This is a genomic window from Vibrio sinaloensis, from assembly GCF_023195835.1.
GTDB lineage: Bacteria > Pseudomonadota > Gammaproteobacteria > Enterobacterales > Vibrionaceae > Vibrio > Vibrio sinaloensis_C.
The window spans coordinates 2421614-2436860 of sequence record NZ_CP096199.1; the positions used below are offsets into that span (position 1 = coordinate 2421614).

Below are 15247 nucleotides of genomic sequence, written 5' to 3' on the forward strand. Positions count from 1 at the left end.
TGGCTGTTATTAGCCGCGATGAATGGAGTCATTGGCTTGTTTGAGTAGCTTTTGACTCTCATCCAAAAACTGCTGAGAATAATCGCCAAACCAAGCGCTGACTTGATTAAAGCTGGTCACAAAGGCTTGCTTGTCGTGGCTATCCAATATCTCTAATGCTTCGCCAAAACAGCGATGGAAACGCTTAATCATCTCGATGTTGGCTTGCGACGATAGAATAATGTCACCGTAAAGGTTTGGATCTTGGGCAAACAGACGCCCAACCATCGCCAACTCTAAGCGGTAAATAGGCGAGCTTAACTGCAGCAACTTATCGATATTTGGATTTTCCCGGCTCAAGTGAAGGCCGTAAGCAAACGAAGTAAAGTGACGCAGCGCCTGAATTAAAGTCATACCGTGATCATGTTCGCTGGCGTCAATCTGACACAAACTCGCTCCCCAAATAGAGAACTGCTTGAGTAACCACTGGTAGCTCTCTTCACCGCGACCATCACAATAAACAATCACTTGCTTAGCCAAACTTGGTACGTCTGGGCCAAACATCGGGTGCAGACCGACCACTGGCCCCTGATGTACTTCAAGCATTGCCTGTAGCGGCCGAGACTTAATCGATGTTAAGTCACACAGAATACAATCTTTGGGCAACTTGCTTAGCTTGGTAATCACACCTTCCGTCAGGTGAATTGGCACAGTCACCACTACCATTCCCGCGTTTTCCAACAGCTCGTCTGCGTGGTCCCAATCTTTACTGCCCAGCACTTTGACATCATAACCAGAGAGCTTAAACATACGACCAAATAGGCCGCCTAGTTGGCCATTACCACCGACGATCACCACCGAGCGTAATTGTGGATTGAGGCATTTAAAGCCAGAATCTTTCTCGCTGGCATAAGACTCGCGCATGGTACGGCGCAGAATGTCTTCTATCAATTGTGGTGGCACGCCGATCTTTTCAGCCTCTTGACGACGCGAAGCCAACATCGCCGCCTCTCGGTCTGGGGCATAAATCGGTAATCCGTGCTCACTTTTTACCTCACCTACCTTCTCGACCAGCGCCAATCTTTGCGCCAACAAATCTAAAATCTGTTTATCTACTGCGTCAATCTGATCACGCAAGTGATTCAACTCTACGGCCATCGAAAATCCTTGTACTTATTACTTAGCCTGTAAACGGTCTTCCAAGAAAGGGACCAGCTCTTGATGTGCGTGACGTAATAGTGCCTCAGTTGTGTCCCAATTGATACACGCATCGGTAATAGAAACGCCGTATTTCATCTCATTGAGAGGGATGTCTGATGATTGATTTCCTTCATTAATATGACTCTCAATCATTAAACCAATGATGGACTTATTGCCCTCGCGGATCTGATGGATGACATCTTCTGCCACGAGAGGCTGACGACGGTAATCTTTACGTGAATTAGCATGGCTACAATCGATCATCAGTGAGGCATCTAAACCGTGCTTCGCCATGTCTTGTTCACACTCAGTCACCGACACAGAATCATAGTTAGTCTGTTTACCGCCACGTAAAATAACGTGACCATTAGGGTTACCTTGTGTGGTTAACAGCGCAACTTGCCCTTCTCGGTTAATCCCCATAAAGCGGTGGCTAGACGACGCGGCTTGCATCGCGTTGATCGCGGTCGCCAGGCTGCCGTCCGTTCCGTTTTTGAAGCCGATCGGCATAGAAAGACCACTGGCCATTTCGCGGTGTGTTTGTGATTCTGTGGTACGCGCGCCAATCGCCGCCCAGCTAAAGGTGTCGGCCAAGTACTGAGGACTGATAGGGTCCAACGCCTCTGTGGCTAAAGGAATCTCCATCTCAGCCAGTTCAACCAGAAGTTCACGTCCAACATGGAGGCCATGTTCAATATCGAACGAACCATCAAGATGCGGATCATTGATCAATCCTTTCCAGCCAACCGTGGTTCGCGGCTTCTCAAAGTACACGCGCATCACGATGTAAAGTTGATCGCTGAGCTGCTCTGAGAGTGCTTTAAGACGTTTAGCGTATTCCTTTGCCGCATCGATATCGTGAATGGAACAAGGGCCACACACGACTAACAGACGATGGTCTTTTTTATGGATGATATCGGCGATAGTCTGGCGAGATTGCTGGATAAAGCGACGAGCGTGATCACTCAAAGGCAACTTGGCTTTCAACTCATCAGGTGTGATCAGGACCTGTTCATCACTAATATTAATGTTGCTCAATTCACTTTTCTGCATATCTCTCACCTGTACATATATATTTACGACAACAAAGAACTCTATTGCCTCTAGTTAATAGACCATAAAATAACAGCCTAAAAAAAGATTTCAACATGTAAACTTAAAAAAACACTGCGTAAATTAATTTTTACACATGGAATTTTAAAGGCTTTATCACCAAAAGCAGGTACTAGCCATGTTTTCCTAAGGCTTTCTTCACTAAAATAGAACCAAAGTTCGCGATTAAGATTATTATGGACCTGATCCTCTCATTACTGCAGCAAATGTGTGTCTATCTGGTGCTTGCGTACATGTTGAGCAAGACACCTATCTTTCTGCCTTTACTGAATATTTCCAACCGGATTAGCCATAAAGTCAGCGTCTATGTTCTGTTTTCCCTGTTTTGTATTATGGGCACCTACTTTGGTCTACAGATCAATGATGCAATCGCCAATACTCGGGCGATTGGTGCTGTCATGGGCGGGCTGTTTGGTGGTCCTGTCGTCGGCTTCTTTGTCGGCCTGACTGGCGGTCTACATAGATACACTTTAGGCGGTTTTACTGATGTAGCTTGCGCTATCTCTACCACGGCAGAGGGCCTGATTGGCGGGTTGCTGCACACGTATCTATTGCGTAAAGGCAAGTCAGCACAGCTTTTTAATCCGAGTGTGGTGTTCTCCATCACCCTAGTTGCAGAAATTGTTCAAATGGCGATCATCTTGATCGTCGCCAAACCCTTTGACCAGGCCTACGCATTGGTTTCTGCGATTGCCGCGCCAATGATCATCGCTAACTCGGTCGGCGCCGCCCTGTTTATGAGTATTCTTGATGATCGAAAAACCATCTTTGAAGAGTATTCGGCCACCTTTTCTCGTCGCGCTCTCAACATCGCCGAACGCTCAGTTGGTATTCTCGCCTCTGGGTTTAATAGCAATAATGCCGAGAAGATAGCACGCATTGTTTACGAAGAAACCAATGTTGGCGCGGTCTCGATTACCGACGATGAGAAGATACTGGCATTTGTGGGCATCGGTGATGACCACCATAAACCCAACACGCTCATTTCGTCGCAAAGCACGCTGGATGCCATTAGCCAAAACGACATTATTTACCTCGATGGCAAAGAGAAGCCTTATCAATGTTCATTGAAGCCAGACTGTAAGCTAGGTAGCGCGCTGATCATTCCGTTGAGAGCGGGAGACAAGGTGATCGGAACTATCAAGCTGTATGAGCCAAAACGAAAACTGTTTTCCACTATTAACATGTCGATGGCAGAGGGGATTGCCCAACTGCTCTCGAGCCAAATCTTATTTGGCGACTATCAACAGAAGCAAACCCTGTTATCACAAGCAGAGATCAAGTTGCTGCATGCGCAAGTCAATCCGCATTTTCTGTTTAATGCTCTCAACACGATTAGTGCCGTGATTCGACGCGATCCACCCAAAGCACGCGATTTGATACAACATTTATCGCAATTTTTTCGCAGTAACTTGAAACAGAACATCGATGTAGTCACGCTCAAAGAGGAGCTTGCACACGTCAACGCCTATCTCACCATTGAAAAGGCGCGCTTTACCGACCGCTTGGAGGTCGGTATCGATATTGATGAGTTACTATTACAACGTAAAGTGCCTACCTTTACCTTGCAGCCCTTGGTCGAAAACGCCATTAAACACGGAATATCTCATCTGTTAGAAGGGGGAGAGATTCGCATTTTCAGCCAGTCAGTACCGCAAGGCCATCAAGTCGTCGTGCAAGACAACGCGGGGAGCTATCAAGCACCACCAAGCGATCACCTTGGTCTGGGGATGCAGATTGTGGATAAACGCTTAACCAACAAATTTGGTCGAATCGCCGCGCTCAAGGTCGAGGTAAAACCAAACCACTATACTCGAATGAGTTTTATCATTCCGAGTCAGCACAATGAATAAGGGACAGTTATGCTGCGTGCATTGGTCATAGATGACGAACTCTTTGCTCGAGAAGAACTCACCGATCTGTTGCAAGAAACTGGTCACATCCAGGTAATCGATCAAGCCAGCAATGCCATTGAAGGGTTGAAGAAAATCAATCAGCTCAAACCTGAGGTGGTTTTTTTGGATATTCAAATGCCACAAATCAGCGGAATTGAATTGCTGGCCATGCTCGACCCAGAAACCATGCCTAAGGTTGTGTTTGTCACCGCCTATGATGAGTTTGCAGTGCAGGCGTTCGAGGACAACGCCTTTGATTATCTGCTCAAACCGGTTGATATCGCTCGACTTGAGAAAACAGTCAACCGCCTGCTCAAATCGCAACAAGTGAGCCGTGAGCAGCTTGCCGCCATTACTCCCCCTTGTTTAGATCAAGTGCCCTGTATCGGCCTCAATCGGATCATGATCATTCCTACCAAAGATGTGGAGTTCGCCTACAGCGATATCAGCGGTGTTCACGTGCAAACCCATGAACAAAAAGCCACCTCACAACTGACATTGAAAGTTCTCGAGGAGAAAACGCCATTGGTGCGATGTCATCGCCAGTTTTTAGTCAATATTAAGGCAATCAAAGAGATCAAGCTGTTGGAGAATGGTCTTGCGGAGATCATCACCGTGAGCAACCACCCACTGCCCGTGAGTCGGCGCTACCTTAAAGCGCTCAAAGAGATGCTTGGCTTTCATTGAGCCTAAAAGTATCAACAAAAAAGAGCCGCAATCGCGGCTCTTAGTCATTAATCAATAATACGTTTCATCGCTTCAGAGGCTTGTCGCCACTGCTCACTGCGTTGCAGCTCTGATAAGGTGAAGCTCTGCTTTTTCAGCAGCTGAGTCGCTTGCGGCGTTTCCATGATCGGCAGGTTGTCCAACACCTCGACCTGTCCTTGGCGGTTATTGCACAATAGCAGCATGTCACACCCGGCGACTAACGCTTGATGTGAACGCTCCGCAGGGCCGCCCATCATCGCCGCACCTTCCATATTGAGATCATCAGAAAAGACAATACCTTTAAAGCCAAGCTGCTGACGTAGCACCTGTTTTAACCAGTACTGTGAACCACTTGCCGGTTGGTCATCATAGTGAGAGAAAACGACATGTGCAGGCATCATCGCATCGAGGACGTCCGCTTCGATTTGCGCTTTGAAGATCGCCATATCCTGCTCGAAAATAGTATCGCGATAATCAAATGGCGTCTCTAAATGGGAGTCGGCAATCACCCCTCCATGACCTGGGAAGTGTTTACCCGTGGTCGCCATTCCGACCGCTTTCATGCCTTTCATATAAGCTAAGCTGTGGCGCAGTATCGTCTCTTTGTCTTCACCAAAGGCGCGATCGCCTATCGCTTTACACTGATGGCCTTGGTCTAAAACCGGCGCAAAACTGAGATCAATATCGTGAGCGATCAACTCAGCGGCCATTAACCAACCCCCTTGCTGTGCAAGCGATTCGCTATTAGGCAACTGAGCATATCGCTGTGCAGCCGGAATTCTAGAGAAGCCTTCTCTGAATCTCTGTACTCGTCCCCCCTCTTGATCAACGCCGATCAGCACTGGTCGTTTGGCAGCATGACGAATGGCTTTGTTGAGCGCCAGTAGCTGATCGCTATCATGGTAGTTTCGCGAAAATAGAATCACTCCACCTACGGTTGGGTGTTCAAGAATCTCTTTGTCTTCTGCGCTGAGCTCGCACCCCGCAACATCGACCCATAACGGTCCCATAATTTCTCCACATCGCGCTGAATTTCGCTATGCTACCGAGGTTATTCGGATTATTCTCGGTTTACAATGAATAAACTTCACTGTTGGCGAAAATTGAGCATGACCACAAACGCGTTATACATTGGCATTATGTCGGGCACGAGTCTGGATGGAATCGATACGGTACTGGTAGAGATCGACAATGACCGAGTTCGTTTGCTCAACAGCCATGATCATCCCATTCCAGCATCGCTAAAACAGCGCATCTTAAACGTCTCACTCGGCCAACCCACCAGCTTGCCCGAGATTGGCGAGCTTGATCATCAACTCGGCAAACTCTATGCACAAGCAGTCAACGCTCTGCTGGTAAAAAGTGGGCGCAAAGCATCAGAAATTACGGCTATCGGCAATCACGGCCAAACTGTATTCCACCAGCCCACAGGGCAAATACCGTTCACAATTCAACTTGGTGACGCCAATATTATTGCCGCGCTGACCCAGATTGACACCGTCGCCGACTTTAGGCGCAAAGATATCGCCTTGGGCGGACAAGGTGCGCCACTGGTGCCCGCTTTTCACCAATCAATTTTTCAACCACAGCACTCGAGTGTAGTGATACTCAACATTGGCGGTATCGCTAACCTATCGGTTCTGCGCCCAAATCAAGCTGTGGTCGGCTACGATACAGGCCCTGGCAACATGCTGATGGACGCTTGGTGTAATAAACACCTAGGCAAAGCGTTTGATAAAGGGGCCAAGCTTGCCCTTCAAGGGCAAGTCGACCAGGCGCTGTTGTCTGAATTGCTCAAAGAACCATACTTAGCCCTTACCGCCCCCAAAAGCACCGGACGGGAGCGCTTCAATCTGCCTTGGCTCGAGGCGATTGTCAGTCGTTTCAACGCAGGTGTGGCCGATGTTCAACGAACGCTATGTGAATACACGGCGCAAACCATCGCTAACGAAGTGGAGCCATTCCAACAAGGGGATAGGCCCGAGTTGCTCGTTTGCGGCGGTGGTGTTCATAACCCATTGTTAATGAAGCGGTTGACCGAGCTCTTACCGCAGTGGTGCGTGATGCCGACCGATGAAAAAGGGGTAGACAGCGACAACATGGAAGCGATGGCCTTTGCTTGGCTGGCCTATCGCCGCGTTCACTCTCTGCCAAGCAACCTGCCAGAAGTCACCGGCGCCGCCAAGCAGGCTTCTCTCGGTGTGATGTACTTTGCTGATAAATAAGGACCATTATGACTAATGATGCATTGATCGCTGCACTTTCACATTTAGTCTCTGAAGGGCGAAATCCAGAAACCATGGACATTGATTTGCTCTCTTCATTGGAGATAGTTGAACGTATCAACCAACAAGATCAACTGGTGCCTTTAGCCGTTGAGAAAGTACTGCCTGAGGTTGCAAAAGCGGTCGACAAGATCACCGCTGCATTCAAAATCGGCGGTCGACTTATCTATATGGGTGCCGGTACCAGTGGCCGCTTAGGGGTCCTTGATGCCTCAGAGTGCCCACCAACCTTTGGGGTCTCAGATCAAATGGTCATTGGACTGATTGCCGGTGGCCCAGAGGCGATTTTGAAAGCAAAGGAAGGAGCAGAAGATTCGCTAACCTTAGGTGTTGACGATCTGAAAGCAGTTCAATTCAATAGCACCGATGTGGTGGTTGGGATTGCGGCCAGCGGCAGGACGCCGTATGTAATAGGTGCGCTCGAATACGCCAACGAGATGGGAGCAACGACAGTCGCCCTCTCTTGTAACCCCGACTCCCCGATTGCTGAAATCGCCGACATTGCCATTTCACCCTTAGTGGGGCCTGAGGCCTTAACCGGTTCGACACGATTGAAATCCGGCACTGCGCAAAAGTTGGTGCTGAACATGCTCACCACCGCCAGTATGATTCGTCTGGGTAAAAGCTATCAAAACTTGATGGTCGATGTGAAAGCGACCAACAAAAAACTCATCGCCCGTGCGGCTCGAATTGTCATGCAGGCCACCGAGTGTGACATCAACAGCGCTACCCGCTTACTTGAGCAGACTGGCTATGATGTCAAATTAGCGATTTTGATGCAACTCACTGGCATGGACTTGGAAAGCGCAAAACATCAACTGGCCACTCAAGATGGCTTTTTACGTAAAGCCGTGCAGCAGCATCAAGGAGAGTAACCCAGGCTTAAAGGGAGAGCTTACTGCCTCTCCCTAAATCTCGCTAGTTTTGGTACTCACTCCAGCCACGCTGCCATTCCATTCGAAACTTTTGCGCTTCATCTGTGCCTTCACACACGCCTTGATAGTACTGACCCGACAAGCCCATTTGGTAAGCGAAATCTGGGTTGCAGTACTCGCCAATACCCTCTAAGTAACCTTGGTCGTAATCTGACTGCTTGGCACTTCCCAAGCTCGCGAGAGCTTTGGATGTCCGCGGCGTATGGCCAACGATGCCATCCTGATAGCCAATTTGATACCAGTCGCCCTCATTCGCCAACTGTTGTGGGCTACTGGTACAAGCAGCCAACAATGCCGCCAACACAGCAATATAAAACTTTCTCATTGTTTTTCCTTGCTTTTTCCGAAGAGGTTATCAAACCACTATTCGGACTTGATTACCACTGCACTTGAGTAAAAACCACTCAGTTTCTCAAGCAACCGCTCATATCCCTATACGACCACTCATTGGATAAGCGAATGCTGATAGTCATTATTCAGCATAGTATGCACAGTGAGCTTATTAAATTTTACAAAGGAACGAGTGCTATGTTGTGGTTTTTAACCTGTGTTGCGGCCCTAATTGGCGGCTACTTTATCTACGGGGCTTTTGTTGAAAAAGTCTTCGGCATTAACGAAAAACGTCAAACGCCGGCGCATACTAAAGCAGACGGCGTTGATTACGTCCCAATGTCAACCAAGAAGGTTTACCTAGTTCAACTCCTCAATATTGCCGGTGTTGGCCCTATCTTTGGTCCTATCATGGGCGCCCTATATGGCCCTGCTGCTATGCTGTGGATCGTCGTCGGTTGTATCTTTGCTGGTGCGGTACATGATTACTTCTCTGGCATGCTTTCGGTACGTAACGGCGGAGCCTCTGTTCCAACCATCACAGGTCGCTACTTAGGTAATGGTGCAAAACACTTTATGAACATCTTTGCCATTGTCCTTCTGCTTCTTGTTGGTGTGGTTTTCGTGTCTGCTCCTGCTGGCATGATCACGAACCTTATCAATGATCAAACCAGCCTAAACGTCAGCATGACGACTATGGTTATCGCCATTTTTGCCTACTATATCATTGCGACCATCGTGCCTGTCGATAAGATTATTGGTCGCTTCTACCCACTGTTTGGTGCGCTACTGATCTTCATGTCTGTCGGCCTAATGACCGCGGTGGCATTCTCAAGTGAACACACAGTAATGGGCGATTTCCAAGTGAGCGACATGTTCACTAACCTTAACCCGAACGATATGCCGCTATGGCCTGCACTATTCATCACTATTGCATGTGGTGCAATTTCCGGCTTCCACGCTACCCAGTCTCCACTGATGGCGCGTTGTATGGAAAATGAAAAGAATGGCCGCTTTGTATTCTACGGTGCCATGATTGGCGAAGGTGTCATCGCGTTAATCTGGTGTGCGATTGCATTGTCATTCTTCGGTTCTCTCGATTCACTTGCAGAAGCGGTGAAGAATGGTGGTCCTGGTAACGTTGTCTACAGCGCCTCATTTGGCCTACTCGGCGTGTTCGGTGGCATCCTTGCTTTCCTAGGTGTCGTTATCCTACCGATCACTTCTGGTGACACAGCATTCCGCTCTAGCCGACTAATTCTGGCTGAGTACTTCAATGTCGACCAAAAAGCGCTACGGAATCGCCTACTGATGGCAGTTCCACTGTTCATTATTGGTGGTATTCTGACTCAAGTTGATTTTGGTATTATCTGGCGCTACTTCGGTTTCGCAAACCAATCAACCGCAGTGATGATGTTATGGACAGCATCGGCTTACTTACTGCGCCACAATAAGCTACATTGGATCACCACAGTACCTGCGGTATTTATGACCACTGTGTGTGCGACTTTCATTCTCAACAACAGTACCTTAGGCTTTGGGCTACCGATTGAAGTTTCGACTACTGCAGGCATTCTATTTGCCCTAGCGGTTGCAGGTTACGTCATCAAAACCTCCAAAGGAAAAGGTGAGACTGATTTAGCTGATGAAGAAAAACCACAAGCTGTCACCGAAACAGCTTAAGTGCTTGCACTTTGTTAAAGGCTCCTCGTGAGCCTTTCATTTCTTAGAACTATAAATACAAAAAAGCCAGCGATAGACGCTGGCTTTGTGCTTATATACCAATCACAACTCTTAATCGACCTGTTTAATTTGCAGCTCTTTAGGCACTTCGAAGAACATGTTCTCTTCTCGACCTTGGATTTCTTCGACGCTTTTTGCGCCGACTAACTGCTTCACTCGCTCAAGGATTTGATTAACCAACTCCTCTGGCGCGGACGCGCCTGCGGTCACGCCCACTTTGGTTTTACCAGTGAACCACTCAGATTGAATATCCTCAGGGCAATCGGTGAGATAGCCAGGGGTTCCGAGTTTCTCCGCTAACTCTTTTAATCGAGTCGAATTGGATGAGTTCTTTGACCCCACCACCACAACAACGTCAACATCCGCGGCCATATCACGCACGGCGTCCTGACGGTTTTGTGTCGCATAACAGATGTCATCTTTGCGCGGACCTTGAATATCTGGGAAAACGCGGCGTAGCTCATCAATCACGTCTGCAGTTTCATCGACCGATAACGTCGTTTGACTAACATAGTGCAAGTGACTTGGGTCTTTCACTTTCTCTTTTAGCTTAACCACATCCGCGGGGGTCTCAACCAGGTACATGCCGCCTTGTTCACTTGCGTATTGGCCCATGGTGCCCTCGACTTCTGGATGCCCAGCATGGCCAATCAAGACCACTTCCATATGCTTGCGGCTTGCACGAGCAACCTCCATGTGAACTTTAGTCACCAAAGGACACGTGGCATCAAACACGGTGAGAGCGCGCTGTTTGGCTTCTTTACGCACCGCTTGCGACACTCCATGAGCGGAAAAAATCACGATATTATCGTCAGGCACCTCATGCAGCTCCTCGACAAAAATCGCACCGCGCTGTTTGAGCCCTTCGACCACAAAACGGTTGTGGACCACTTCATGGCGAACATAAATAGGCGGCTGATAGAGTTCCAGTGCACGTTCGACAATGCTAATTGCACGATCAACGCCAGCACAAAAACCACGAGGATTGGCTAACAGGATTTTCATTTCATTGCTCATAGAGTCATTATCTTATTGGTCGCTATTCTACTGACAAAATTTCAACTTCAAAAGTCACATCTTGCCCTGCAAGCGGATGATTAAAGTCAACCGTGACCGAGTCGCCCGCGATCTCAGTAATAATGCCAGGAATTTCCATTCCATCAGGTCCAGAGAACGCCATCACAGTGCCGACTTCAACTTCTGCATCACCGACAAACTTTGCGCGATCCATATAGTGGATATTATCTGGATTGGGCATCCCAAATGCGTCTTGCGCTTTGAGTTCAATCGCCTTGCTGTCTCCAGCACTCAGACCAAGTAGACATTGTTCAAAGTTTTCACTTAGGCTGCCATCGCCAATCACCAGCTTGGCAGGTTTTCCCATATTGTGTGTGCTGTCAGCAATCGAGCCGTCAGGCATTTTGATCGTAAAATGCAGCGTTACTGCAGAATCTTGGGCAATGGTGGTCACGTCATGGCTTCCTTATTATTAATTGTATCGACTGTTTATCACTGCTAGATACGAAGCAGCGTCGAACTTGGGCTTCAACATAAAGAAAAGCGCCACCTGAATCAACAGACAGCGCTTAGGGTTATTCGTGAAATCACTCTTTATGCCGCGCTGTGGTCTTTTTTCCGAAACCCATCGAAGATGATCATTGCGGCGCCAATGCAGATCGTCGTATCGGCGAGGTTGAACGCTGGCCAGTGATATGTGCCCCAATAAAAATCCAGGTAGTCGACCACAAAGCCATGCACAATTCGGTCGAACACATTGCCAACCGCCCCACCTATAATCATCGCATAAGCGATATTATTCCATTTCTCTTGGGCAGGCAGCTTGCTCATCCAATAGGTCAACATCGCGGTAACGGCAAAAGCAATCCCGGTAAACAACCAACGCTGCCAACCCGCCTGATCACTCAAAAAGCTAAATGCGGCGCCATAGTTGTGGACGTATAACAAGTTGAAGAAGGGCAACACTTCAATTCGATTGGCCCAGCCATAGCCCATGTTATCCATCACCACTAATTTAATGGTGACATCTGCAACAAAAATCACCGCCGCTAGCCATAGCCAACGAACGCCAGATTGCTTAAGAGTTAATGCTTGTTCACTCATTTCTTTACCTAAAAACAGCCCCAGTAAATACTGGGGCTGTTTAATTGATTAAAAGTTCAGTCGCTTTTTCGCTAATTATGCGAACTTACGCACTTCACCTTCACCATCAACGTTAGACACACAACGGCCACAGATCTTCTCATGACCTTCAATCGTGCCTACGTCTGGCGTATGGTGCCAACAACGGTCACATTTCTCGTTTTCCGTCGCTTTGACTTCAACAAACAGACCATCTACATCTGTCGCTTGTGCTGCGTCAGACTTGTCGCTGAGAGGTTTAACAACCGCCGCTGAAGTGAGGAGCGCGAAACGCAGCTCATCTTCTAGCTTGTTCAGTTTCGCCGCAAGTGCATCATCTGCATAAAGCGTTACTTCAGCTTGCAGGGAGCCACCGATGATTTTCTCTTTACGAGCATCTTCTAGCAGCTTGTTCACGCTACCACGAACTGATTGAACGTCCGACCAGAACTCATTGTTTAGCTCTTCACCTTCAGCAAGACCGAATAGACCTTCGAACCACTCGCCAGTGAATACGAACTTATCACGGCTCTCACCTGTAGGAAGGGAAGCTGGCATTTCGTTCCAAATTTCATCAGCAGTGAATGACATGATTGGCGCCATCCAACGAACTAATGCTTCTACGATGTAGTAAAGCGCTGTCTGACAGCTACGTTGCGCATGACCGCCACGTTTCGCTGTGTATTGACGGTCTTTGATAACATCTAGGTAGAATGAGCCCATTTCGATAGAACAGAACTGCATTAGACGCTGAGTTACAGCATGGGTGTTGTACTCACCGTACGCTTTTACAATCTCTTCTTGCGCAGCTAGGGCGCGACCTACAGCCCAACGATCCAGTGCCACCATTTCTTCAGCAGGAACAAGATCCGTTGCTGGGTTGAAGCCGCTTAGGTTGGCTAGGAAGAAACGCGCTGTGTTACGGATACGACGGTACGCATCTGCAGAGCGTTTTAGGATTTCATCAGAAACCGCCACTTCACCAGTGTAGTCTGTAGAAGCAACCCATAGACGAAGAATGTCAGCACCTAGCTTGTTAGTCACATCTTTTGGCGCAACCACGTTACCGATAGATTTAGACATCTTACGGCCTTGACCATCCACCACGAAGCCGTGAGTGAGCACTTGCTTGTATGGTGCTTCATTTTTCATCGCAATCGATGAAATCAGAGAAGATTGGAACCAACCACGGTGTTGGTCAGAACCTTCTAGGTATAGGTCTGCTGATGCACCGTTGTACTCCTCACGAGCATCAACTACTGAGTAGTGAGTCACACCTGAGTCGAACCATACGTCTAGCGTATCCAGTACTTTTTCGTAGCTGTCAGCTTCTTCGCCTAGTAGGTCAGAGATTTCTAGATCCCACCACGCTTGAATGCCTTTTTGCTCCACTAGCTGAGCGACTTTCTCAACAAGTTCGATACTGTTTGGATGCAGCTCAGCCGTCTCTTTGTGCACAAACAGCGCAATTGGTACACCCCAAGTACGTTGACGAGAGATACACCACTCAGGACGACCTTCGATCATCCCTTCGATGCGGCTTTGACCCCACTCTGGCATCCACTCAACACCTTTGATTGACTCTAGGGCTTTTGCACGTAAGCCCGCTTGGTCCATTGAGACGAACCATTGTGGTGTTGCACGGAAAATGATTGGCGTTTTGTGTCTCCAACAATGCGGGTAGCTGTGCTCGTAAGCGTGGTGATGCAGAAGTGCGCCTTTCTCTTTTAGCGTTTCAACGACAGCATCGTTGGCTTTAAATACATGCTGACCAGCAAAAAGCTCTGTATCAGGCAGGTAAACACCGTTTGAGCCTACAGGGTTCGCAACTTCTAGGTTGTATTTGTTACCGACAGCAAAGTCTTCTTGACCGTGGCCAGGAGCGGTATGTACCACACCAGTACCTGATTCAGTGGTGACGTGGTCGCCAAGGATCGCAGGTACAGTGAAGTCGTAGAACGGATGCTGGAACTGAGACAGTTCAAGATCGCTACCTTTAGCGAAACCAAGGTTGTGGAAGTGCTCGATACCGGCGCGATCCATCACGTCTTTTGCTAGTTCAGACGCAACGATAATACGTTCTTTGTTCTCACCTTCGACTTGGATAAGTACGTACTCGAGATCATCACGGAGACACACCGCGCGGTTTGCAGGCAGCGTCCATGGTGTGGTTGTCCAGATAACGATAGAGATATCGCCTTCACCTTCGTGACCTTCGTTGAGTGCGAACTTAGAAAGTAGCGCAGCTTCATCAGCGGCTTTAAAGCGAACGTCGATAGATGGCGATACTTTGTCTTTGTACTCGACTTCTGCTTCAGCAAGCGCTGAGCCACAATCTGTACACCAGTGAACAGGTTTAAAGCCTTTTAGTAGATGGCCGTTGTCGGCAATCTTACCAAGAGCACGAATGATGTTCGCTTCAGTGGCGAAGTCCATAGTGCGGTAAGGCTTGTCCCACTCACCCATGATACCTAGGCGTTTGAAACTCTCTTTTTGACCTTCCACCTGGCCTGCCGCGTACTTACGACACTCTTCGCGGAATTCTGCCGCAGAGATTTTTTGGCCTGGCTTGCCTTTTTTCTTTTCTACCATTAGTTCAATTGGTAGGCCGTGACAGTCCCAGCCAGGAATGTACGGTGCATCAAAACCAGAAAGTGTTTTGGATTTAATAATAATGTCTTTAAGAATCTTATTTAGTGCGTGACCAATGTGAATGTCGCCATTCGCGTATGGAGGGCCATCATGTAGAACGAAAGATTTTTTGCCTTTCTTCGCTTCACGGATTGCTCCGTAAAGGTCTTCTTTGTACCAACGCTTAAGCATTTCTGGCTCACGATTTGCCAGATTGCCACGCATCGGAAACCCTGTTTCAGGAAGGTTCAGGGTATCTTTATACTCACTCATCGATTCTTAATTCCGT

13 protein-coding genes are annotated in these 15247 nt (G+C 48.1%); 5 read left to right on the forward strand and 8 right to left on the reverse strand.

Annotation, left to right across the window (positions count from 1 at the left end; genetic code table 11):
- Window positions 1–9 precede the first annotated feature (9 nt).
- Together tyrA and MTO69_RS10950 are read right to left on the reverse strand one after the other, a co-directional pair.
- Window positions 10–1137 carry a bifunctional chorismate mutase/prephenate dehydrogenase gene (gene tyrA / locus MTO69_RS10945; protein WP_248329179.1) on the reverse strand — a complete coding sequence of 376 codons (1128 nt, stop codon included), beginning with the start codon at window positions 1135–1137 and terminating at the stop codon, window positions 10–12.
- Between the two features lie 18 nt (window positions 1138–1155).
- Window positions 1156–2232 (reverse strand): 3-deoxy-7-phosphoheptulonate synthase, encoded by a 1077-nt coding sequence (locus MTO69_RS10950; protein ID WP_248329181.1) that lies wholly within the window; start codon window positions 2230–2232, stop codon window positions 1156–1158.
- 236 nt (window positions 2233–2468) lie between these two features.
- On the opposite strand from MTO69_RS10950, the gene MTO69_RS10955 reads away from it, so the two are divergent.
- Both MTO69_RS10955 and btsR read left to right on the forward strand, forming a co-directional pair.
- Window positions 2469–4145 (forward strand): sensor histidine kinase, encoded by a 1677-nt coding sequence (locus MTO69_RS10955; RefSeq protein WP_248329183.1) that lies wholly within the window; start codon window positions 2469–2471, stop codon window positions 4143–4145.
- 9 nt (window positions 4146–4154) lie between these two features.
- Window positions 4155–4874 carry a two-component system response regulator BtsR gene (btsR, locus tag MTO69_RS10960; RefSeq protein ID WP_248329185.1) on the forward strand — a complete coding sequence of 240 codons (720 nt, stop codon included), beginning with the start codon at window positions 4155–4157 and terminating at the stop codon, window positions 4872–4874.
- Window positions 4875–4921: 47 nt separating this feature from the next.
- Here the strand turns inward: btsR and nagZ are convergent, their stop codons facing one another.
- The gene (gene nagZ, locus MTO69_RS10965; RefSeq protein WP_248329187.1) at window positions 4922–5905 is read right to left on the reverse strand and encodes a beta-N-acetylhexosaminidase; all 984 of its coding nucleotides are present in this window, start codon (window positions 5903–5905) and stop codon (window positions 4922–4924) included.
- A gap of 99 nt (window positions 5906–6004) precedes the next feature.
- Between nagZ and MTO69_RS10970 the strand changes: the two genes are divergently transcribed.
- A complete protein-coding gene (locus MTO69_RS10970; protein ID WP_248329189.1) occupies window positions 6005–7120 on the forward strand; it encodes an anhydro-N-acetylmuramic acid kinase in 1116 nt (371 codons plus the stop codon).
- Window positions 7121–7128: 8 nt separating this feature from the next.
- Complete coding sequence (gene murQ, locus MTO69_RS10975; protein WP_248329191.1) at window positions 7129–8055, forward strand: N-acetylmuramic acid 6-phosphate etherase; 927 nt, start codon at window positions 7129–7131, stop codon at window positions 8053–8055.
- Window positions 8056–8098: 43 nt separating this feature from the next.
- Here the strand turns inward: murQ and MTO69_RS10980 are convergent, their stop codons facing one another.
- Entirely contained in the window at window positions 8099–8440 is a 342-nt protein-coding gene (locus MTO69_RS10980) for a DUF2799 domain-containing protein (RefSeq protein WP_248329193.1), read from the reverse strand.
- A gap of 203 nt (window positions 8441–8643) precedes the next feature.
- Between MTO69_RS10980 and MTO69_RS10985 the strand changes: the two genes are divergently transcribed.
- On the forward strand, window positions 8644–10128 hold the full coding sequence (locus MTO69_RS10985) for a carbon starvation CstA family protein (protein WP_248329195.1): 1485 nt from the start codon (window positions 8644–8646) through the stop codon (window positions 10126–10128).
- Window positions 10129–10239: 111 nt separating this feature from the next.
- Here MTO69_RS10985 and ispH read toward each other — a convergent pair whose 3' ends face one another.
- The 4 genes from ispH to ileS form a co-directional block, all read right to left on the reverse strand.
- On the reverse strand, window positions 10240–11205 hold the full coding sequence (gene ispH / locus MTO69_RS10990; protein ID WP_248329197.1) for a 4-hydroxy-3-methylbut-2-enyl diphosphate reductase: 966 nt from the start codon (window positions 11203–11205) through the stop codon (window positions 10240–10242).
- A 22-nt stretch (window positions 11206–11227) separates the two neighbouring features.
- Window positions 11228–11659: an FKBP-type peptidyl-prolyl cis-trans isomerase gene (gene fkpB / locus MTO69_RS10995; protein WP_248329199.1), complete on the reverse strand. Its 432-nt coding sequence runs from the start codon at window positions 11657–11659 to the stop codon at window positions 11228–11230.
- Window positions 11660–11799: 140 nt separating this feature from the next.
- A complete protein-coding gene (gene lspA, locus MTO69_RS11000) occupies window positions 11800–12309 on the reverse strand; it encodes a signal peptidase II (protein WP_248329201.1) in 510 nt (169 codons plus the stop codon).
- A 75-nt stretch (window positions 12310–12384) separates the two neighbouring features.
- Entirely contained in the window at window positions 12385–15231 is a 2847-nt protein-coding gene (gene ileS / locus MTO69_RS11005) for an isoleucine--tRNA ligase (protein ID WP_248329203.1), read from the reverse strand.
- Window positions 15232–15247: the final 16 nt, after the last annotated feature.

Coding starts and splice junctions, on each gene's coding strand:
- MTO69_RS10985 (WP_248329195.1), top strand. CDS start 8,644: ATGTTGTGGTTTTTAACCTGTGTTGCGGCCCTAATTGGCGGCTACTTT.
- lspA (WP_248329201.1), bottom strand. CDS start 12,309: ATGAGTGAACAAGCATTAACTCTTAAGCAATCTGGCGTTCGTTGGCTA.
- MTO69_RS10970 (WP_248329189.1), top strand. CDS start 6,005: ATGACCACAAACGCGTTATACATTGGCATTATGTCGGGCACGAGTCTG.
- ispH (WP_248329197.1), bottom strand. CDS start 11,205: ATGAGCAATGAAATGAAAATCCTGTTAGCCAATCCTCGTGGTTTTTGT.
- MTO69_RS10980 (WP_248329193.1), bottom strand. CDS start 8,440: ATGAGAAAGTTTTATATTGCTGTGTTGGCGGCATTGTTGGCTGCTTGT.
- murQ (WP_248329191.1), top strand. CDS start 7,129: ATGACTAATGATGCATTGATCGCTGCACTTTCACATTTAGTCTCTGAA.
- nagZ (WP_248329187.1), bottom strand. CDS start 5,905: ATGGGACCGTTATGGGTCGATGTTGCGGGGTGCGAGCTCAGCGCAGAA.
- MTO69_RS10955 (WP_248329183.1), top strand. CDS start 2,469: ATGGACCTGATCCTCTCATTACTGCAGCAAATGTGTGTCTATCTGGTG.
- ileS (WP_248329203.1), bottom strand. CDS start 15,231: ATGAGTGAGTATAAAGATACCCTGAACCTTCCTGAAACAGGGTTTCCG.
- btsR (WP_248329185.1), top strand. CDS start 4,155: ATGCTGCGTGCATTGGTCATAGATGACGAACTCTTTGCTCGAGAAGAA.
- tyrA (WP_248329179.1), bottom strand. CDS start 1,137: ATGGCCGTAGAGTTGAATCACTTGCGTGATCAGATTGACGCAGTAGAT.
- MTO69_RS10950 (WP_248329181.1), bottom strand. CDS start 2,232: ATGCAGAAAAGTGAATTGAGCAACATTAATATTAGTGATGAACAGGTC.